This window comes from Microbacterium sp. NPDC006705, from assembly GCF_044903545.1.
Lineage (GTDB): Bacteria > Actinomycetota > Actinomycetes > Actinomycetales > Microbacteriaceae > Microbacterium > Microbacterium plantarum.
Genome location: NZ_JBJDQQ010000001.1, coordinates 1,252,365 through 1,271,608 on the forward strand (window position 1 = coordinate 1,252,365; position 19,244 = coordinate 1,271,608).

The following is a 19,244-nucleotide window of genomic DNA, read 5'->3' on the forward strand; positions in this document are numbered from 1 at the left end:
TCGTCCGGCATAGGGTCGAGGGCATGGCCCCCCGCATCCTCGCCGTCGTGAACGGCCGCATCGTCCCCGTGTCCGCGCCCGTCATCGAGAGCGGGACGGTGATCGTCACGGACGGCGTGATCACCGCTGTCGGCGGGGCCGAGACGCCCGTGCCCGACGGCGCCGAGATCGTGGATGCCGCGGGGCGCTGGGTTCTGCCCGGGTTCGTCGAGGCCCACGGCCACCTCGGAGTCCACGAGGACGGCGAGGGCTGGTCGGGCAACGACACCAACGAGATGACCGACCCCAACGGCGCCCGCTTCCGCGCGCTCGACGGCATCGACATCGATGAGGTCGGGTTCCGCGACGCCCTGCGCGGCGGCGTCACCTCCGTCGTGATCAAGCCGGGGTCGGGCAACCCGATCGGCGGACGCACCGTCGCCATCAAGACGTGGGGCGGGCGCACCGTCGACGAGCAGGTGATCGCCGAGAACGTGTCGGTGAAGTCCGCCCTCGGCGAGAACCCGAAGCGCGTCTACGGCGACAAGAAGCAGACGCCCTCGACCCGCCTGGGCGTCGCGTCCGTGTTGCGCGACGCCTTCGTCGGCGCCCAGAACTACGTCGCGAAGCGGGATGCCGCGGCGGCCAAGGGCGAGCCGTTCGAGCGCGACCTCGGCAAGGAGACGCTGGCTCAGGTGCTCGACGGCACGCTGCTGTGGGATCAGCACAGCCACCGTCACGACGACATCGTCACCGCGATCCGGCTCGCCGAGGAGTTCGGCTACCGGCTCGTCGTGAACCACGGCACCGAAGGCCACAAGATCGCGGACGTCCTGGCCGAGAAGGGCATCCCCGTCATCTTCGGGCCGATGCTCACCTCGCGCTCGAAGGTCGAGCTGCGCGACCGGGCGATCGGGGCGCTCGCCCTGATCGCCGAGGCCGGCGTCACCGTCGCCATCACGACCGATCACCCGGTGGTGCCGATCGACCAGATCCGTCTGCAGGCGATCCTCGCCGTGCGCGAAGGACTCCCCGCGGACATCGCCCTCCAGGCGCTGACGACCAACCCCGCGAGCATCCTGCGGCTCGACGACCGCGTCGGCGCGCTCGAGGCCGGTCGCGACGGCGATCTCGTCCTGTGGTCGGGCGACCCGCTCGCGGTGGAGTCGCGAGTCGAGCACGTCGTCATCGGCGGCACCACGGTGCTCGAGACCACGGACGACGGCGATGTGCACATCGTCGAGCGGTGGGAGCGGTTCGGCCGGTCCAGCTGGCTCCGCTGAGCCGGAGTCCATTCCGGCCGCGAACGCAAGCGGTACGCCGTCGCGCCGGTTCGGGTGTGCACTGAGGGGATGTCGAACCTGCCCCTCTGGCTGCTCCTCGTGGTCTTCGCCGCTGCCGCCGCTGTCGTGTGGGTCGCCGGCATCCAGCTGTCGAAGTCGACCGACGTCCTCGACGATCGCTGGCACATCGGCAGCGCGTTCGGCGGGCTGATCGTGCTCGCTGTGGCCACGAACCTGCCCGAGATCGCCATCACCGTCAGTGCCGCCATCGCGGGCAACCTCGAAGTCGCCGTGGGCAACATCCTGGGTGGCATCGCGCTGCAGACCGTGGTGCTGGTGATCCTCGACCTGTTCGGCAAGCGCGGTCGCGGGGTCAGGCCGCTGACCTATCGCGCCGCATCCCTCGTCCTCGTGCTCGAAGCCGTGATCGTGGTCGCGGTGCTCGCCGTCGTGATGGCGGGGAGCCAGCTTCCCAGCGACCTCGTCGTCGCACGCCTCACCCCCGATGTCGTGCTCATCGCGGCACTGTGGCTCGCCGGGCTCTTCCTCGTGCAGCGCGCCGGCACGCACCTCCCCTGGCACGAGAACGGCACGTCGCCGGGTGCGAGTGAACACACCCCGGGGCACCGGCGCGCCAAGCCGCGGCATCCGCATCATTCGATGAGCACCGGGGCGGTCGTCGCGACCTTCGCGGTCTCCGCGCTCGCGACGCTCGGAGCCGGTGTCGTGCTCGAGCGGGTCGGCGACGCCATCGCCGACGAGATCGGACTGTCGGGTGTGCTGTTCGGCGCGACCATCCTCGCGCTCGCGACCGCGCTGCCGGAGATCTCCACGGGGCTGCAGGCCATCCGTCAGGGCGACGACAATCTCGCGATGAGCGACATCTTCGGCGGCAATGCGTTCCTGCCCGTGCTGTTCCTCGTGGCCACCCTGATCTCGGGGCAGGCGGTGCTGCCGCAGGCGAATGGAGCCGACATCTACCTCACCGCGCTGGCCGCGCTGCTGACGCTCGTCTACGTCGTCGGGCTCATCTTCCGGCCGGCGAAGCGGATCGCCGGGATGGGTGTCGACTCGCTGACCGTGCTCGTTCTCTACGGCGCGGGGATCGCGGGGCTCTTCGCCGTCGCCGCGTGACCGGACCGCGACGGGCGGGCGACTCAGACCTCGTCGGAGCGCGGCGACCGCACCGACCATCCGACCCGCCGCAGCGCATCGGCCAACCGCGCGGCCTCTGTCGCCGCGACATCCCACGACACGTCCGAGCAGACGTCGACGGCAAGCGGCGGCGGGTCGGCGAACTTCGGGATCTGCACCTCGGCCCATACGTCCCGGCCCAGCCCGACGCGCGGGAAGGCCGTACCCGCATTCTCGATCGCCCCGTCCGATACGAAGGCGATCGTCTCGAGGGCATCGGGCTTGGCGATCGGCAGGTCGACGACGAGCGTGACCACGAAGGGTCCGCTGGCGGTGTCTCGGCCGTGGGCGTGCACGCGCTCATCCTGACAGAACTGCGGCACTGCGAAGGCCGAAAACCGGATGTCGTCGAGGTGCCGGCTCAGCGTTTCCGATGATTACGAAAAGATAACGGGAAAACCCTTGCTCGTCGTTACCTCGCCGTTATAGAGTGCTCGCACGGTAGCTGTTTTGCTGTGGCAGCCACCGGCATGTGATTGCAGGAAACTCTTGGTGCAAAGGGACGAGGGTCCGACCGAATGCCTCTTCGGTCGGACCCTCAACTGCTTTCCGGCTACGCGAGCCGACTGCGCGGACGACGCGTCAGGCGCCGCCACCACCGCCTCCGCCGCCTCCCCCGCCGGCAGACCCGCCGCCGCTCGACCCGCCCGACGTCGACGACGACGACGATGCCGCCGACGACAGCGTGCCGATGCCCGCCGCGAACGATGACGCATCGAACGCCGCCGTTCCCACGTACCACCCCGGCGTCGCGATGCCCGCGTCGCCGTAGAGCGCCGTCAGGTGCGCAGCCCACTCCTTCTCTCGGCCGAACAGCACGGCGTACGGCAGCAGCCGCTCGTAAATCCGGAGCATCTCCCGGGGGTCGTCCGTTGCGACCGGCTCGCGCTCAGCGCCGGTCGGCGACTGCAGCATCCGGATGCGGTCGGCTTCGGCCCACCGGATGAAGAGGTCGAGCCCGCGCAGATGGTCGCGGATCTCCGCCCCCGTGTCCGACAGCGGCTCACCGGCGACCGCGAAGACGACCACCAGGAACGACGCCGCCGCCAGAACGATGCCGACGATGGGCAGTGCGGGGTGGACGTAAGCGTTCAGCGCGAGCGCACCGAACAGGACCACCAGACCCGCCGCGATCGCCCACGCGGCGACGGGCCAGCCGCGCACTCCCGCCGGCACGGGCTTGTACATGCCGCGACCGCGGAGACTGTCTTTGGCCATCTTCAGCGCCCGCTGGGTCTCGGTGGACAGCCGGGTGTCGGAGGATCCGAAGCGGTAGACCTCGCCACGACGGTGATGCGGGAACATGCCGCGCAGGAGTCTGCGCCCGTTCTCGTCGGCGGCCCGAGGGTCGACGAGCTCCGCCTGCAGCTTCGCACGTCCCCAGCGGCTCTTCCCATCGTCGACGATGCGGATGGCGCCCACCAGCGCCAGCTCGAGGACCTCGGCGGGAATCGCCTTCGACGTCTTCTGCAACAGCGCCGCCGCGTCGATCGCATCGATGCGGCGCGGCGGCGCGTACTCGGCGATGACCGTCGGGCGCCCGGGCTCGTCGCGGAGGTACCGCCGGCGATTGCGCAGCGCCCAGCCGGTGGCGCCGGCGAGCAGCGCCGTCGACCCGGACTGGAGCCATCCGAGCGGCGACGCCAGGAACCCGGTGTCGTACACCTCGAACGTGCCCTCCTCGAACCCGACGGCGAAAGTGAGCGTCTCGTGCGGCGCGAGGTCGGTCGCCGAGGCGGTGATCGCGGTTCCGTCCGGTGAGGCGACGATCTCGGGACACGGCGTGGTGCTGTCCTGCTCGCCGACATAGCAGGCCTGCCGGCCGGCGAGGGCGTCCGCGATAGCGGGGTCGACCCGCAAGGTGGCCGTCACCTGCCGGAACGGCTGATTCCAGTCGGTGCCGTTGACGTCCCAGTAGAACTCGAGCCCGGTGTCCGGGAAGTCCCACACGACATTCTCGAGGTCGTAGGTGAAGACGAAGGTGTTCGGCCCGTGCAGGTACTCGGGCCCGCGCGTCAGGATGCCGAGGGTGCCGTCCTCGCTGTCGGTCTCGACGGGACGGGCATCGCCGTTCTCGTCGGTGACCGAGATGAGTTCCGGATGCAGCGGCTGCCCGTTGTAGGTCTCGGGCAGAAGGCGGCGCATGCCCCGGTTCTGATCGGACGGGGGGAAATCGGCGACGAAGGTCTCGACGACCCGCATCCTGGCCGTGCCGTCGTCGTCGCGGCTGAGGGTGTAGTCCACGGCGAGCGAATCGAAGACGAAGGCGTCGAGATCGGTGGATTCGTCGGCGGATGCCGCGGCAGGGACCGCCAGCCCGAAAAGGCCCGTGATCAGCACGAGGACCACGATCGCGAGTGCCGCCCGGGTGCGACGCATCATGCCGACCAGCTTAGGCGGGCAGTAAAGTTGTCGCCATGAACGATCGTCGTCGCGCCGTTGCCGCGTGGGAGAGTCTCTTCCGCGCGCAGCACGAGATCTTCGACGACATCAGCAATGACTTCGCCGGCGATGAGCTGACCCAGGCCGAGTACGACGTGCTCCTGACGGTCGCGCGAGGCACGGGCCATCGCGCTCGCCTGCGCGACGTCACCGCGAACATGCTCATCAGCCAGCCGAGCGTCTCGCGCCTGGTCGATCGGATGGTCGCGCGCGGCCTCATCACCAAGTGCGGCGACCCGACGGATGGCCGCGGCGCAATGCTCACGGCGACGCCGGAGGGGCTGTCGGCGTTTCGTCGACTCGCCGCCGCCCACGGCCGCTCCATCGCCGAACGGATGTCGGTGCTGTCGACCGAAGAGCTCGAGCAGCTCGAGCAGCTGACGACGAAGCTGCGACGTCTGTCCTGACGACCGCGGTCGGGGTTGCGGGTCGCGCGGCGTCTCGCGATGTCGATTCCTCCCCCGGCGGGACGGTGCCCCGACTTTCGACAACCGAACATAGGTTCGACTCGGATGTCGTACCCCGCTGTCACACTGGGAACATGACAGCGAGTGACGGGGGTGGCGAGGCGCGACGCGACGACGTCACGCCGTCGCAAGCGCTCGCTTTTGCGAGATACGCGGCGGCCCTTGACCTCTCTCACGCCGCCGATGTCGCGCGCACTCGGGCACTGGCGGACCTGGGCCACGCTGCACTGCACGACGCGCGGCGCGATGGGGTTCGTGGGATGGCGTCGGACATGGAGCTGCGGTCGGTCGCGGCCGAGGCCGCGGGGATGGCGCGGTTGACGGACCGGCGGCTGCAGGGCGAGATCGACCACGCGATGACCGTCATCGACGACTACCCCGCCGTGTTCGAGGCGTGGGTTCAGCGGCGGATCGAACGCGGACACGTCGATGTGGTCGTGCGGGTGGGCGCGGGAGTGCCTGCGGAGGTCCGGGGGTCGTTCGCGGAGGCCGCGATCGCGGTGTGCGAGCGGGACGTGCCGTCGCGGGTGCGGGGTGCGCTGGATGCGTTGGCAGCCCGGCTTCACCCGCAGACGTTCACCGACCGGCACAAGACCGCGGCGGCGGAGCGGTGCGTACGGGTGTTCCACCGGTCGGATGGGATGTCGAATCTCGTCGCGAACCTTCCGACGGTCATCGCCGCCGGGATGCTCGACCGGCTGACGCAGATGGGGCAGTCCGTGAAGGACGCCCGGGCGGAGGGCGATGGGGCGGAAGGTGCCGGGGCGGATGCCGCTGGGTCGGGTAAGCCCGCCGACACCAGGACGATGGATCAGCTGCGCGCCGACATCCTGGGCGACCTGGTGCTCGGCGGGGCGCCCGTCGTTGACCCGACGTATGGGATCGACCGGGCTGGTGGGCTCGGGGCGATCCGCGCACGGGTTCAGGTGGCGGTCACCGCCGAGACGTTGATGGGGCGTGACGAGAACCCGGCCGAAGCCGTCGGGGGCGCGCTGATCGATGCGGATACGGCGCGCGAGCTCGCCGGGCAGGTCAGCGAGTGGGACCGGCTCTTCATCGACCCCGTCACCCGCACACCGATTGAGATCGACACCTACCGGCCCACGGCTTCGATGAAGAAGCTCCTGATGGCGCGGGACCAGCACTGCCGATTCCCCGGATGCCGCCGGGCCGCGATCCGCTGCGAGCTCGACCACACCATCGACCACGCCCTCGGCGGGCACACCCACATCTTCAACCTCGCCCACCTCTGCCAGCGACACCACTCGATGAAGCAGTTCACGAAGTGGGAGGTTCGGCAGGTCGGTGGCGGGGTCCTGGAATGGACCTCACCCCTCGGCCGGGTCTACCGCGAAGACGTCCCCGTACCGGCCGTCTGCTTCACCATCGCCACCACGGACCCGCCACCGGATGCGACACGCGGCGGACCGCCGGCGGACGAACCGCCACCCTTCTGAGGGCTGCAGCCACGCAGTCGGGCGAGCGCATCGCGCACCTTCGAATCGGTCGCGGGCTAGGGGATATACGCGAAAGGGCGGCCGCCGCCCCCGAAAGAGCTGCGGCCGCCCGTCGTGCGCACGCGGATCTGCGCGATCAGTTCTCGATCGGCACCACCGGCGCGGCTGCGTCGGTCGTGACCTCGACCTTGCGCGGCTTGGCCTTCTCGCTGACCGGGATGGTCACGGTCAGGACGCCGTTGTTGTAGGTCGCGGCGATGCCTTCCGTGTCGACACCCTGGCCGAGGTTCAGCTGACGCAGGAAGCTCGCGGCTTCACGCTCGCGCGTGATCCACTTCACTCCGTCACCGCTCGCGAGCGTTCGCTCGGCGCGGATGGTCAGCAGCTGGCCGTCGACGTCGATGTCGACCGAGCCCGGGTCGATGCCGGGCAGGTCGGCGGTCATCACGTAGTGGTCGCCGTCACGGTAGAGGTCCATCGGCATGCGACGGGGGCCGCGGCGCGTGTCGAAGAGGCTCGAGGCGATGCGGTCGAGGTCGCGGAACGGGTCATAAGTAGCCATCGATCTTTCCCTTCTCTGATGCTTCGTGTTGAGATCTGAAAGTTGAGCCATACCGGCTCAACTGCATCCAGATTAGCACTCTCCCCCATCGAGTGCCAAGGGTTCTCGCACGGCGAACAGCGCCCCGAAGATGGGGCGCAAGGACCTCTCAGCACTCGACGACGTTCACCGCGAGACCGCCCTCGCTCGTCTCCTTGTACTTGTGCGACATGTCTATCCCGGTCTGGCGCATCGTCTCGACGACGGCATCCAGCGACACGTAATGCTGCCCGTCACCCCGCAACGCGAGTCGCGCCGCGGTGACCGCCGTCGACGCCGCGATCGCGTTGCGCTCGATGCACGGGATCTGCACGAGGCCACCGACCGGGTCGCACGTGAGCCCGAGGTGGTGCTCCATCGCGATCTCCGCCGCATTCTCGATCTGCGCGCTGTTGCCGCCCATGACCGCCGTCAGGCCTCCCGCCGCCATCGCGCACGCAGATCCGACCTCGGCCTGGCAGCCGCCCTCCGCACCCGAGATGGACGCGTTCGCCTTGAACAGCGACCCCAGAGCCGTCGCGGTCAACAGGAACCGCCTGATGCCGCGGCGCCGATCCAGATCCTCCGACGCGAGCCGCGACTCCGCCGCGAACCGCCACCAGTACATAGCCACCGCCGGAAGGATTCCTGCGGCGCCGTTGGTGGGCGCGGTGACCACGCGTCCACCCGACGCGTTCTCCTCGTTGACGGCGAGCGCGAAAGCACCGAGCCACTCCCCCGGCAGCTCACGCCCGCCGGCCGCCTCCGCCTGTTCGAGCTGCGCCCGCATCGCCCCCGCCCGGCGCCGCACGCGCAGCATCCCCGGCAAGGTGCCGTCGGCTCGAAGCCCCGCCTCTACGCACCCCGCCATGGCATCCCAGATCGCGTCGAGGCCGGCAGCGACCTCGGCCTCGGGCCGGAGTGCCTCCTCGTTGCGGCGCGCGAGGCCGGCGATGCTCATCTGCTCGCGCTCGCACAGCTCGAGCAGCTCCGCCGCGGTACTGAAACGGTACGGCCAGGCGACAGCGCCCGCACCTCCGCGCCGCCCGCCCGACTCGGCGGCTTCGCCTGCGCGACGGATGAAGCCGCCCCCGACCGAGAGATACGTTTCCGACGCGACGAGATCGCCCGCGGCGTCCCACGCGCTCAGGGTCATCGCGTTGGGATGCTCCGGAAGCCGCGTCCGCGGTTCGAAGGTCACGTCGCTCCGCGAGAACGGCACCGCGTGCCACCCCGCGAGCACCAGGGGCGACCCGTCGACCCATTCGGTCCACGCGCCGCGAACCTCGTCGGGATCGACGGTCTCGGGCGCATGACCCTGCAGCCCTGCGACCACGGCGTCGGGCGTGCCGTGCCCGATCCCGGTCGCTCCGAGCGACCCGTACAGCACGCAGCCGACACGTGCGACCTCGGGAAGCCGCCCCGCGGCCTCCAGCCTGACGACGAAAGCACGGGCAGCACGCAACGGGCCGACCGTGTGGGAGCTCGAGGGTCCTACACCGATGGAGAACAGCTCGAACGCCGAGACGTAAGCGCTCACTCGCCCAGGCTACGCCAGCATCTGCCGTACGGGCCCGGCGGCGTCAAGGGGCTGCTGTCGGGCGCACTGTACGCCTATCGTCGCGATCGATGACCGCCCTACCCCATCCCCGCCTTGTCTCGCTGAAAGCCGCGGCGCGGACCGCGGGCGGCGAGGCCTTCGCGCTCTCTCGTCTGCTGCTCGCCGGCAAGGCGGCCCTCGCCGCGGCGATCGCCTGGTATCTCGCGCCGTACGTACCCTTCGCGCACGACGAGTACTCCTACTACGCGCCGCTCGGCGTGCTCGTGAGCATGTATCCGACGATCGCCGACTCGGCCAAAGCCGGCCTGCAGGCGGTCGGCGGCCTGGCGATCGGCATCGCGATCGGCCTGGTGGGCCTGTGGTTCGTGTCGGGCCCCAGCCCCCGCATCGTGGGCGTGGCGATCGTCGTCGGCGTCGGCGTCGCCGTCGGCGGCATCCGGGCGCTCGGCACCGGCCGAGACTGGATCGCCATCGCCGCCCTGTTCGTGCTGCTGCTCGGGGCGAACGACGCGGGCGGCTTCTCGGTGTCGTACCTGGTCACGATGGCGTTCGGCGTCGTCATCGGCGTCGCCGTCAATCTCGCCATCATTCCGCCCCTCTACCTCCGCCGCGCCTCCACACGCCTGTCGCAGCTGCGCGACGCCGTATCGGACCGGCTCGAGATGCTCGCGACCTCGATCGCCGACGGCGAACCGGCCGACGAGGCCGGTCAGCGCTATCTCGAGGAGATCCTCGACGCTGTGTCGACCGACGTCCGCGAGGCCGCACGCAGCCGCAAAGCGCATCCGCTCGCCCGTCGCCGACGGGGCATCGAGACGGAGAACAACCGCCGATTGCGCGCCCTCGAGAACACCGTCCGCCAGACGATCGAGCTGGCCGACGGCATCGACGGGCTGCCCCTCACACCGGATGCCGCGCCCCCGCGTGCCGCACTCGCCGAGGCTGTCCGTGCGACCGCCCGAGCCGTGGCTCGCCCTCTGGGCGACCCCGCCGCCGCGACCACGGTCGAGGATGCCGAGAAGGCGCTCGCCCGCGTCGTCGAGACGGTTCCCGCCCGCAACGACGGGCGCATCTCACCGTGGACGCGGACCGCCGTCGACCTCAGCCGCATCATCGACGCCTCGCGACCCTTCACCTGAGCCGCGGGGCACGTCAGCGCGCGGGGATGCCCAGTACCCGCTCGAGGTAGGGGCCCGAGAACTTCCCCGTCGGGTCGACGCGCGCCACGAGCTCCCGGAAGTCATCCAGGTGCGGCAGCGATCCGCCGATGGGCATCGAGAAGACCTTGCCCCAGTGCGGGCGCGGATCGAAGGGGGCGAGCACCCGCTCCACGTGCGAGATGGCCGTGCGCACGGCATCCGGCTCGTTCTTCCAGGTGAAATGGATGCACACGCTGTCACGCCCGAACCCGGGAGAGAGCCAGAGCTCATCGGCGGCGACGGTCCGCAGCTCCGTGACGAGGAGGGCGGGCTCTACCCGGTCGGCGATCGAGCGGACGGCGGCGATGGCGTCGACGGCGACAGCCCGGTCGACCCAGTACTCCGTCTGGATCTCGTCACCGTTGGACGGCGTCGCGTCGATGCGGAAATGAGGCAGACGCTCGCACCAGTCGCCCGGGACGCCGCCCTGCTCGGTCGTGTTGTCGACCCCGTCGGCCGCCGGCGAGTCCGCCTTCGCCGTCACCCGGCGCGCGCTCAGCACCCGTTCCGGCATGTCGGGAGCCGAAGTGTCGTCGAGGCGCTCCTTGACCCATACCTCGCCGACGTCGCGCGTGTTCCAGCGTGTGAAGACACTGACGCTGTAACCGGCTGCCGTCACCTCGTCGAATCGCTCGAAGAGGTCGTCCCACGTCAGGCCGGCGTAGGTGTCCTGCCTCACCTGATACGTCGGCTCGATCGCGAGCGTCAGCCGGACGACCGGCCCGAGGGCGCCGAGGTGGACCACACTGCCGGCGAAGTCTGCGTCGCCCGCGGAGACCGTGCGGAGCTCGCCGCCCGGGCCGATGAACTCCAGCGCTCGCACGGCGGTGGCGAGGGATCCGTTGCGATCCCCCGAGCCGTGCGTCGATGTCGCCGTCGCACCCCCGACGGAGATGTGGGGCAGCGACCCCATGTTGTGCAGCGCCCAGCCGTGATCGGCGAGGTTTCGCGCGACCACCGCGTAGCGCGTGCCGGCCCCCACTGTCACCGTGCGGGCCGTGTCGTCGACCTCGATGTCGGGCGCGATCGCCGTCAGGTCGAGAAGGGTGCCGGGAGTATCGGCCAGATCGTTGAAGGAATGCCGCGTTCCCAGCGTCCGGATGCGCTCGTGCGAGGCGACCATCCGCTGCGCCTCGGCGATCGTCGTCGGTGTCAGCACAGCTTCGGCGGCGAAGGTGTGCGTTCCGGCCCAGTTCCGTTCGGTCACGACCCCACGCTACGCGATACCCGTCGAGAATGTATAGGAACACAACAAAGTCGGCGGGAGCAACCAGGAAACAAAGAAGCCCCCGCAGAGCGGAGGCTTCTCGTTCACTGTCTCAACACAGTGTGCGCCCGAAGGGACTCGAACCCCTAACCTTCTGATCCGTAGTCAGATGCTCTATCCATTGAGCTACGGGCGCATGTCCCGGAATCTCTCCCGGGCCGTCGTCAAGCATAGCCCGCTCTCGCGCAAAGAGCGAATCGAGCGCGGAGTGGCTAATCGATCACCGGCGCGACCGCGGAATCCACGGCCTCGTCGCGCTCGACCGCCTGGCGCTGAGCATTGCGCCGCTGCGAGCGCAGGCGCGGCAGATCGACCATCCGCAGGGCCTGCATGCGGGCCGTGCGCATGCGCTCGTAGTCGGGCTCGAGATCGGGCCGCGCCGCCTCGATCCGCAGCGTGCGATCGATGTTGCCGGCCACCTCGCTCCACGCGGCCTCGCGCGCGTCGGCGATGAGCTTGCGCAGCTCGGCCTCGTCGGCGGCGCGCTCGCGCAGCTCCTTCGCGATCCGCAGCGACTGCTTCCGCCGTCGCCGCAGGTTCGACACATCACGGCTGCGATAGTCGTGCGTGCCGCTCGAATCGCTGTAGCGGCCGCTCGCCGCCTTGCGTTCACGGTGGGTGCGTTCGGCGTCGGCCTCGGCCTCCTCGGCGAGCGAGATCAGCGCGTCACGCGCGTCGTCGAGGAAACGATCGGCCTCGAAGTCGCGCCCATCGGCGAGGATGTCGACGAGAATGGCGTTCTTGAGCGCGAGGCGGGTCGCCGCGGAGGCGATGTACAAACCTTCGGCGACGATCTCCGAGCTTTTGGTACGCGCTTGACGGGTGGCCAACGCTGCCCCTCCTCACCTCACCCCAATCCTACGGGGCGCGCGTGTCAGCCGAGCTTGGCGACGACCGCCGCGATCCGCCGCGCGCGCGTCTCGGGCGCCTTCGCGGACTCGATGTTCACGACGTGCGCCTTGCGCGCACTCGGCGACAGCGCGGCGAACGCCTCACTCGCCCCGGCATCCGTCAGGGCGGTGGCGAGATCGGCCGGCACCTCGACCTCGCGCGGCGCGTCGTCGAGCTCGATGTCGACGACGATCCGGTCACCTCCCGCAAGCCCGCTCTCGCGCCGTCGCTCCGCTGAGAAGGGGATGAGGGCGAGACCCCGCATCGACCCCACCGTGCTGCGGAAAGCGAACCCGTTGACCGCGACCGAGACCGCCGGGCGACGACCGCCGCCGAGGGCATCCAGCACCGAGAACGGCACCTCGATGCCGGTGTTGTTGCCGAACTGGGACAGCGTGGTCTCGAATCGCACGCTCCTCCATACCACCGTCCGATAAGGACGCACAAGGCCTGTGAGCCGTGAGATCGCTGACCGTAGCCTCGCGTTCACGGCCTGGGCATTACTCCCCATCGATATCGACGACTCACACAAGATCGGACGCCCCGGGCTCCGTCAGAGGCAAACCGATCTGCCACTGTCACCGAACAACCGCAGCACCGCGACATCCGTCGCCCAATGGGAGGGAACCCTCATGCGTACATCACCGAACCGCCTCGTGGCGATCATCTTCGGCGCCGTCTACATCCTCGTCGGCCTCCTCGGCTTCACCGTGACCGCGGGCGTCGACTTCATCGCCACCGAGGGTGGCCTGCTGCTCGGCATCTTCGAGGTCAACCCGCTGCACAACATCGCGCACCTCCTGATCGGTGCCGCGCTGCTCATCGGCGGCCTCTCGGGCGTCCGCGCCGCCAAGGGCGTCAACGTCACCGTCGGAGCGGCCTACCTGCTGCTCGGCATCATCGGCTTCTTCATCCAGGACAGCGCTGCGAACGTGCTCGCCCTGAACACCGCCGACCACTTCCTCCACCTCGCCAGCGCCCTCGTGCTGCTGGGTGTCGGCCTCGGCACCGACCGCGCCGTCGACAACCGTCGCCACGCCGTCGCCTGATGAACACCGCCGCGCTCACCCGCTCCTGGCCCACGCTCGCCGCGTGGGGGGCTGGCCTGCTTCAGCTCGGCGTGGGCGCGGGCATGATCACGCAGGGCACCGGCGTCGCTGACCGCGGCGTCGGTGTCCTCGCGGCCGTCGTCGGGGCGGCCGCTCTCGGTTGGGGCGTCGCCGCCCTGACCCGCGGCCGCCTCGTCGCTCCCCGCGTCGCGATGGCCATCGCCGTCGTCGGCACGGTCGTATCGGGGCTCGCTCTCGCAGCGGACCCGATGCGGATCAGCGTGCACGCCGTCGGCGTGACCGCGCTTCTCCACGTGGCGTACGGCGTGGCCGCGGCGGCCGTCGTACGCCGGGCGCGCTCGACGTCCGCCGACACCTCCCCCTCCGACGCCCGCGTCGCCCCGCGGACGAGCGTCATCGGGCTCGTCGCAGGCTGCGTCATCGTCGCCGGGCTCGTCACGCCCGCGCTGGGCGCGACGGAAGCCGGCCGGGCCGCCCCGAGCCACTCCGACCACCCGCTCTTCTCCACCGAGCACAGCCACTGATCCAGCCGCCGCTCGGCGGCTCGGACAGCTCGGATCCGGTCAGATCGCGCTGATGCGCCAGGAGGCCTCGACCGTGTCGGCCGGCTCGATGAAGACGAGCCCCGCGTCGTAGTCGTACCGTGAGGCGTTGAAGGCATCCGGCGCGCACGTCATGGGCTCGACGGCCAGACCCGCGCGGTGCCCCGGTTGCGCCGGTCCCCCGGGGAGGTCCGCCGTGTGAACTTGGACCCACGGGCACACGGCATCCCACGAGATCGCGACACCGGTTCCCGACGGGTCGGTCACCCGTACGGCGGCGATGCCGTCCTCGGCACGTGAGAGCGCCGTGAACGCGTGGTCGATCTCGACGGGGCCCAGCGTCCGCGGCTGGCGGAAGTCGAACTCGGCGACATCCGTGACGTCGGACAGCCCGACCGGCGAGAGCCGATCGGGGGTGACCTCGAGCACACGGTCGGCAGGCAGCTCGAGCGTCCACTCGTCCAGCGGCGCCGATCCGGCGACGAGATACGGGTGCGGGCCGGTGCCGAAGGGCGCGGCATCCGCGCTCTCGTTCGTCGCACGCACTGTCTGCGTCAGGCCGTCGGCCCCGAGCCGGTAGGTCGTCTCGATGCGCACGGTCCACGGGTAGGCGGTCTGCGCGACGATCGTGGCGCAGAGCGTCACGTGGTCGGCCCCGACGACCATGGGCTCGAAGTCGAGCCACGCCACCAGGCCGTGCAGCGCGTGGTGGCGCTCGGGCTCGGTGAGCGCGAGGCGGTAGCGCGTGCCCGCCACCTCGTACTCACCGTCGACGACGCGGTTGGGCCACGGTGCGAGCGTCGCACCGCGGTATCCCGGGCGCACCTCGTCCTCGCCGTAGGGCACGACGAGGTCGCGTCCGGCGACCTGGAAGGAGCGCAGCGACGCCCCCACGCTCGCCACGATCGCCTCGGCGTCGCCGAATCGCAGCACGTACGACGTTCCGGATGCCGCCACGGGCGTCCCCTCTCGGTTCTGGTCCTCGGAGCTCACAGTCCGCGGGCCAGGCGGTAGTAGGCCTGGTTCCAGCGGAGCTCCTTCTGGAATCCTCGCACCGTCGTGTCCTCGTCGATGACCACGAGCTCCGTGCCGGCGATCTCGGCGAAGTCGCGGAACACCTCGATGCCGACGGCCGTCGTCATGACGGTGTGGTGGGCGGCACCGGCGGCGAGCCAGCACGCGGCCGACGTGGCGAAGTCGGGGGCCGGCTTCCAGATCGCCCGGCCCACGGGCAGCTTCGGCAGGTCGGGAGCCTCGACGTTCTCGACCACGTTCGCCGTCAGGCGGAAGCGGTCGCGCATGTCGCTCATCGCGACCACGAGGGCAGGACCCGGGTCGGCGGTGAAGACGAGGCGCACCGGGTCGTCCTTGCCGCCGATGCCCAGCGGGTGGATCTCCAGACGCGGCTTGGCGGTCGTCAGCGACGGCGACACCTCGAGCATGTGCGCCCCGAGGATGCGCTCCGAACCGGGAACGAGGTCGTACGTGTAGTCCTCCATAAGGCTCGCCCCGCCGGGCAGGCCCGAACCCATGACGTTGGCGACGCGCACGAGGATCGCGGTCTTCCAGTCGCCCTCGGCGCCGAAGCCGTACCCCTCGGCCATGAGGCGCTGGACGGCGAGCCCGGGCAGCTGCTTGAGCGCGCCGAGGTCTTCGAACGACGTCGTGAAGGCGCCGAACCCGCCCGCCTCGAGGAACGAACGCAGCCCGATCTCGATCGCCGCGCCGTCGCGCAGCGACTGGTGACGCTCTGCCCCGGGAAGAAGTTCCTCGGCGACGTCGTACTGCGCGAGGTACACCTCGACGAGCGCGTCGATGTCGGCGTCGGAGGCCGCGGCGACGGCATCCGCCAGCTCGTTCACGCCCCACGTGTTGACCTGGACGCCGAACTGCAGCTCGGCCTCGGTCTTGTCGCCCTCCGTGACGGCGACGTAGCGCATGTTGTCGCCGAAGCGCGCGAGCTTGAGCGTACGGGCGGCCTGCCAGCCGGCCGCGGCTCGCTGCCAGTCCTCGATCTGGCGCGTGACCTCGGGGTTCGAGACGTGGCCGACGACGGTCTTGCGCGAGACGCCGAGGCGGGTCTGGATGTAGCCGAACTCGCGGTCGCCGTGAGCGGCCTGGTTGAGGTTCATGAAGTCGAAGTCGATGTCGGCCCAGGGCAGCTCTACGTTGGCCTGCGTGTGCAGGTGCAGCAGCGGCTTGCGAAGAGCGTCGAGGCCCGCGATCCACATCTTGGCGGGGCTGAAGGTGTGCATCCACGCGATGACGCCGATCACCGAGTCGTCGGCGTTGGCCTCGAGCGCAAGTCGGCGAATCGACTCGGAGTCCTTGAGCACCGGCTTCCATTCGACGCGCACCGGCAGCCCGGCGAGGCCGTCGACGACCTGCTGCGACTGCTCGGCGACCTGGCGCAGGGTTTCCTCGCCGTAGAGGTTCTGGCTGCCCGTCACGAACCAGACGGTGTACTGCTCGAGAGAGGTGGAGAGGGTCATTGTTCTTCTTCCGGTGATGTCGGACGGGTCAGGAGAGGGCGGCGACGGCGGCGCGCTCGACGGCGAGCCCCGCGTCGTAACGGTCGAGGTAGGCGGCGAAGCCGGCGGCATCCGCCTCGTCGGGCTCGGCGACGTCGATCGACGCCGACGCGAACACGCGCTCGCGGAGATAGGCGCCGAGATCGAGACCGTCGCCGTGGACGAGGTAGTCGGCGAGGACGGCGATGCCCCAGGCCCCGCCTTCGGAGGCGGTGTCGCCGACCGCGACCGGGGCGCCGAGGGCGGCGGCGAGGAATCGCTGGGCGACCCCGGCGGTGCGGAACATGCCGCCATGGGCGAACATCCGGTCGAGCTGCACCCCCTCGCGGTCGAGCACGCGCATGCCGAGCGCGAGCGTGCCGAACACGCCGTAGAGCTGCGCCCGGATCGCGTTGGCGAGCGTGAACCGGCTGTCGGGGGTGCGCACGAAGAGCGGACGGCCCTCCTCTGTGCCGGCGATCGGCTCGCCCGCGAGGTGGTTGTACGCCAGCAGGCCGCCGGCGTCCGGGTCGCCCGTCAGCGCCTCTCGGAACAGGGTGTCGTACACCGCGTCCGCGTCGAGCGCCGATCCCGATGCCGCGGCGAACCGCTCGAACATCCCCACCCAGGCCGCGAGCTCGCTGGCCCCGTTGTTGCAGTGGACCATCGCGACGAGGTCGCCCGCGGGGGTGGTGACGACGTCGATCTCGTGATGCGTGGACTGCAGCGGGCGCTCGAGCACGACCATCGCGAAGATGCTCGTCCCGGCGCTGACGTTGCCGGTGCGGGGCGCGACAGCCTCGGTGGCGACCATGCCGGTGCCCGCATCGCCCTCGGGCGGGCAGAACGGGATGCCGGGCCGCAGCGCTCCCGACGGATCGAGCAGCGCGGCACCAGCCGCGGTCAGCGAGCCGGCGACCTGACCCGCCACGCGGACCTCGGGCAGCAGAGCACGGAGGTTCGCGGGGAGTCGCCCGGCGCTGTGCGCGTCGAAGAGGTCGACGCGGCGCTGGTCGTAGTCGCGCGTCACCGGGTCGATCGGGAACATCCCCGATGCATCACCGACTCCGAGAACCTTCTCGCCGGTGAGGCTCGCGTGCACGTACCCGGCGAGGGTGGTCACGTGACGGATGTCGGCGACGTGCGCCTCGCCGTCGAGCACCGCCTGGTGCAGGTGGGCGACCGACCACCGCAGCGGGATGTTGATGCCGAGCAGCTCGGTGAGCTCGGCCGCGGCCGGGCCCGTGCTCGTGTTGCGCCACGTCCGGAACGGCACGAGCAGCTCGTCGTCGGCGTCGAACGCGAGGTAGCCGTGCATCATCGCCGAGACGCCGATCGCGCCGAAGGTCGCGGGCACGACGCCGTACTCCGACTCGACCGCGGACGCCAGGTCGGCGTACGCCGCCTGGAGACCCGACCAGACGTCGTCGAGGGAATACGTCCAGCGCCGCTCTTCGAAGCGGTTCTCCCACGCGTGCGAACCGGTCGCGAGCACCTGCGTGGGGTCCGAGCCGATGAGGCACGCCTTGATGCGCGTCGACCCGAACTCGATGCCCAGGCTCGTGCGACCGGCGAGGATGTCGTCGCGCTCTGCCGATCGGTCGCGCGTGGCGGTGTGGGTCACGGATGCCTCCATTGGTCGTGCCGCGGTGGGATCATGTTACCGGTAACACAGCGCCGACGCGAGTGCCGGCGGGGACGGATCGACGAACCTCAGACCCGGCGAGTCGAGTCGCGCACGACGAGCCGGGGCGACGTGGGTTCGGCGGGTGCATCGTCGCCCAGCAGGAGGCGCACGCACCGCTGCGCCTCCCCCGCGATGTCGAGACGCACCGTGGTGAGGGCGGGCCGGTAGAACGCGGCGTCGGGATGGTCGTCGAAACCGACCACGCTGACGTCCGCGGGCACATCCACCCCGAGGCGGGCCAGCCCGGAGATCAGGCCGAGCGCCATCTGATCGTTCGCGACGACGATCGCGGTCGGCCCGGCTGCGTCGCCGACGGCGGCGGCGATGCGGGAAGCGATGGCTGCACCCGAGCCGGCGGACCAGTCGCCGCGCCATCGACCCGCGAGCTGCAGTCCCCGGCGCGCGAGCGCAGACTCGGCACCGGTGTCGCGCGCGACGGCCTCGAGCCAGGCAGCGGGGCCCGACAGCTGAGCGATGCGGCGGTGCCCGGCGTCCAGCAGGTGATCGACGGCGAGCGCCGCTCCCTCGGCGCCGCGGTCGCCGCCCCCGCTCGCTCGCTCCCCCGCGGCATCCACTCGTGCATGCAGCGGCACGACGGGAACTCCGAGGGATGCCGCAGCAAGAGCCTCGAGGGCGGCGGTATGCGGCGCCACGACGACGATCCCGTCCACCCCCTGCGCGAGCAGGTGATCGGCGGCAGCGGTGACGCTCCCCGCGTCGGAGCCGTCGGCGTAGGCCGTGGCGATCCACCGGCCCGCCGCGCGCGCCGCACGTTCGAGGGCGCCGATGCCCGCCGCGGGGCCGTACAGGTCGGTGTCGGAGGCGATCACCCCGATCGTGCGCGTCGTTGCGGTCCCGAGAGCACGGGCCGCGTTGTTGACGCGGTAGCCGAGCTCGGCCATCGCTGTGATCACGCGCTCCCGCGTCTCGGGCCGGATGTGGGGGTGGTCGTTGATGACACGCGAGACCGTCTGCGTCGACACCCCCGCGGCGGCGGCGACATCCCGCACGCCCACTCGCGCCCGCCCGGGCATCGCTTCGCTCACTGCGCCAGGCTAGCGGGCACGCCGAAGGGCGGCACCGGCCGAAGCCGCGTGCCGCCCTTCGAGACCTCT

Annotated in this window: 18 protein-coding genes and 1 tRNA gene; 7 read left to right on the plus strand and 12 right to left on the minus strand. The window is 70.6% G+C overall.

What is annotated here, in order from left to right:
* Positions 1-23 precede the first annotated feature (23 nt).
* Positions 24-1,262, plus strand: coding sequence for an amidohydrolase (locus tag ACI2K6_RS06020; RefSeq protein ID WP_404568256.1), 1,239 nt, complete (start codon positions 24-26; stop codon positions 1,260-1,262).
* Positions 1,263-1,331: 69 nt separating this feature from the next.
* Positions 1,332-2,396: a sodium:calcium antiporter gene (locus tag ACI2K6_RS06025; protein WP_404568257.1), complete on the plus strand. Its 1,065-nt coding sequence runs from the start codon at positions 1,332-1,334 to the stop codon at positions 2,394-2,396.
* 23 nt (positions 2,397-2,419) lie between these two features.
* On the opposite strand, the gene ACI2K6_RS06030 is transcribed toward ACI2K6_RS06025, so the two are convergent.
* Together ACI2K6_RS06030 and ACI2K6_RS06035 are read right to left on the minus strand one after the other, a co-directional pair.
* Positions 2,420-2,752 (minus strand): hypothetical protein, encoded by a 333-nt coding sequence (locus tag ACI2K6_RS06030; protein WP_112616605.1) that lies wholly within the window; start codon positions 2,750-2,752, stop codon positions 2,420-2,422.
* A 286-nt stretch (positions 2,753-3,038) separates the two neighbouring features.
* On the minus strand, positions 3,039-4,838 hold the full coding sequence (locus ACI2K6_RS06035) for a DUF2207 domain-containing protein (RefSeq protein ID WP_404568258.1): 1,800 nt from the start codon (positions 4,836-4,838) through the stop codon (positions 3,039-3,041).
* Between the two features lie 35 nt (positions 4,839-4,873).
* Here ACI2K6_RS06035 and ACI2K6_RS06040 point away from each other — a divergent pair, with 35 nt between their 5' ends.
* Together ACI2K6_RS06040 and ACI2K6_RS06045 are read left to right on the plus strand one after the other, a co-directional pair.
* Complete coding sequence (locus ACI2K6_RS06040; protein ID WP_112616601.1) at positions 4,874-5,305, plus strand: MarR family winged helix-turn-helix transcriptional regulator; 432 nt, start codon at positions 4,874-4,876, stop codon at positions 5,303-5,305.
* A 134-nt stretch (positions 5,306-5,439) separates the two neighbouring features.
* Entirely contained in the window at positions 5,440-6,822 is a 1,383-nt protein-coding gene (locus ACI2K6_RS06045; protein WP_404568259.1) for an HNH endonuclease, read from the plus strand.
* A 136-nt stretch (positions 6,823-6,958) separates the two neighbouring features.
* Here ACI2K6_RS06045 and ACI2K6_RS06050 read toward each other — a convergent pair whose 3' ends face one another.
* Together ACI2K6_RS06050 and ACI2K6_RS06055 are read right to left on the minus strand one after the other, a co-directional pair.
* Entirely contained in the window at positions 6,959-7,384 is a 426-nt protein-coding gene (locus tag ACI2K6_RS06050; RefSeq protein ID WP_064956137.1) for an Hsp20/alpha crystallin family protein, read from the minus strand.
* Positions 7,385-7,532: 148 nt separating this feature from the next.
* Positions 7,533-8,942: an L-serine ammonia-lyase gene (locus ACI2K6_RS06055; protein WP_404568260.1), complete on the minus strand. Its 1,410-nt coding sequence runs from the start codon at positions 8,940-8,942 to the stop codon at positions 7,533-7,535.
* Positions 8,943-9,031: 89 nt separating this feature from the next.
* On the opposite strand from ACI2K6_RS06055, the gene ACI2K6_RS06060 reads away from it, so the two are divergent.
* Positions 9,032-10,102, plus strand: coding sequence for an FUSC family protein (locus ACI2K6_RS06060; protein ID WP_404568261.1), 1,071 nt, complete (start codon positions 9,032-9,034; stop codon positions 10,100-10,102).
* A 13-nt stretch (positions 10,103-10,115) separates the two neighbouring features.
* On the opposite strand, the gene ACI2K6_RS06065 is transcribed toward ACI2K6_RS06060, so the two are convergent.
* The 4 genes from ACI2K6_RS06065 to ACI2K6_RS06080 all read right to left on the minus strand — a co-directional run bounded on the left by ACI2K6_RS06065 (position 10,116) and on the right by ACI2K6_RS06080 (position 12,732).
* Positions 10,116-11,369 carry an FAD-binding protein gene (locus tag ACI2K6_RS06065; RefSeq protein ID WP_404568262.1) on the minus strand — a complete coding sequence of 418 codons (1,254 nt, stop codon included), beginning with the start codon at positions 11,367-11,369 and terminating at the stop codon, positions 10,116-10,118.
* Positions 11,370-11,492: 123 nt separating this feature from the next.
* Positions 11,493-11,565 (minus strand) — tRNA-Arg (locus ACI2K6_RS06070).
* A 76-nt stretch (positions 11,566-11,641) separates the two neighbouring features.
* Entirely contained in the window at positions 11,642-12,259 is a 618-nt protein-coding gene (locus tag ACI2K6_RS06075) for an asparagine synthase (protein WP_404568263.1), read from the minus strand.
* A gap of 44 nt (positions 12,260-12,303) precedes the next feature.
* Positions 12,304-12,732, minus strand: a complete 429-nt coding sequence (locus tag ACI2K6_RS06080; RefSeq protein WP_404568264.1) for a YdeI/OmpD-associated family protein — start codon at positions 12,730-12,732, stop codon at positions 12,304-12,306.
* A gap of 220 nt (positions 12,733-12,952) precedes the next feature.
* Here ACI2K6_RS06080 and ACI2K6_RS06085 point away from each other — a divergent pair, with 220 nt between their 5' ends.
* Together ACI2K6_RS06085 and ACI2K6_RS06090 are read left to right on the plus strand one after the other, a co-directional pair.
* Positions 12,953-13,369 (plus strand): DUF4383 domain-containing protein, encoded by a 417-nt coding sequence (locus tag ACI2K6_RS06085; RefSeq protein WP_404568265.1) that lies wholly within the window; start codon positions 12,953-12,955, stop codon positions 13,367-13,369.
* Positions 13,369-13,914: a hypothetical protein gene (locus ACI2K6_RS06090; RefSeq protein WP_404568266.1), complete on the plus strand. Its 546-nt coding sequence runs from the start codon at positions 13,369-13,371 to the stop codon at positions 13,912-13,914. Before ACI2K6_RS06085 ends, ACI2K6_RS06090 begins: the two co-directional genes overlap by 1 nt.
* Before the next feature lie 39 nt (positions 13,915-13,953).
* Here the strand turns inward: ACI2K6_RS06090 and ACI2K6_RS06095 are convergent, their stop codons facing one another.
* From ACI2K6_RS06095 to ACI2K6_RS06110, 4 genes are all read right to left on the minus strand, one after another.
* Positions 13,954-14,889 (minus strand): aldose 1-epimerase family protein, encoded by a 936-nt coding sequence (locus tag ACI2K6_RS06095; protein ID WP_404568267.1) that lies wholly within the window; start codon positions 14,887-14,889, stop codon positions 13,954-13,956.
* Between the two features lie 32 nt (positions 14,890-14,921).
* Positions 14,922-16,424: an L-arabinose isomerase gene (araA, locus tag ACI2K6_RS06100; protein WP_404568268.1), complete on the minus strand. Its 1,503-nt coding sequence runs from the start codon at positions 16,422-16,424 to the stop codon at positions 14,922-14,924.
* 28 nt (positions 16,425-16,452) lie between these two features.
* The gene (locus tag ACI2K6_RS06105) at positions 16,453-18,066 is read right to left on the minus strand and encodes a xylulokinase (RefSeq protein WP_404568269.1); all 1,614 of its coding nucleotides are present in this window, start codon (positions 18,064-18,066) and stop codon (positions 16,453-16,455) included.
* Between the two features lie 89 nt (positions 18,067-18,155).
* A complete protein-coding gene (locus ACI2K6_RS06110; protein WP_404568270.1) occupies positions 18,156-19,175 on the minus strand; it encodes a LacI family DNA-binding transcriptional regulator in 1,020 nt (339 codons plus the stop codon).
* Positions 19,176-19,244 lie beyond the last annotated feature (69 nt).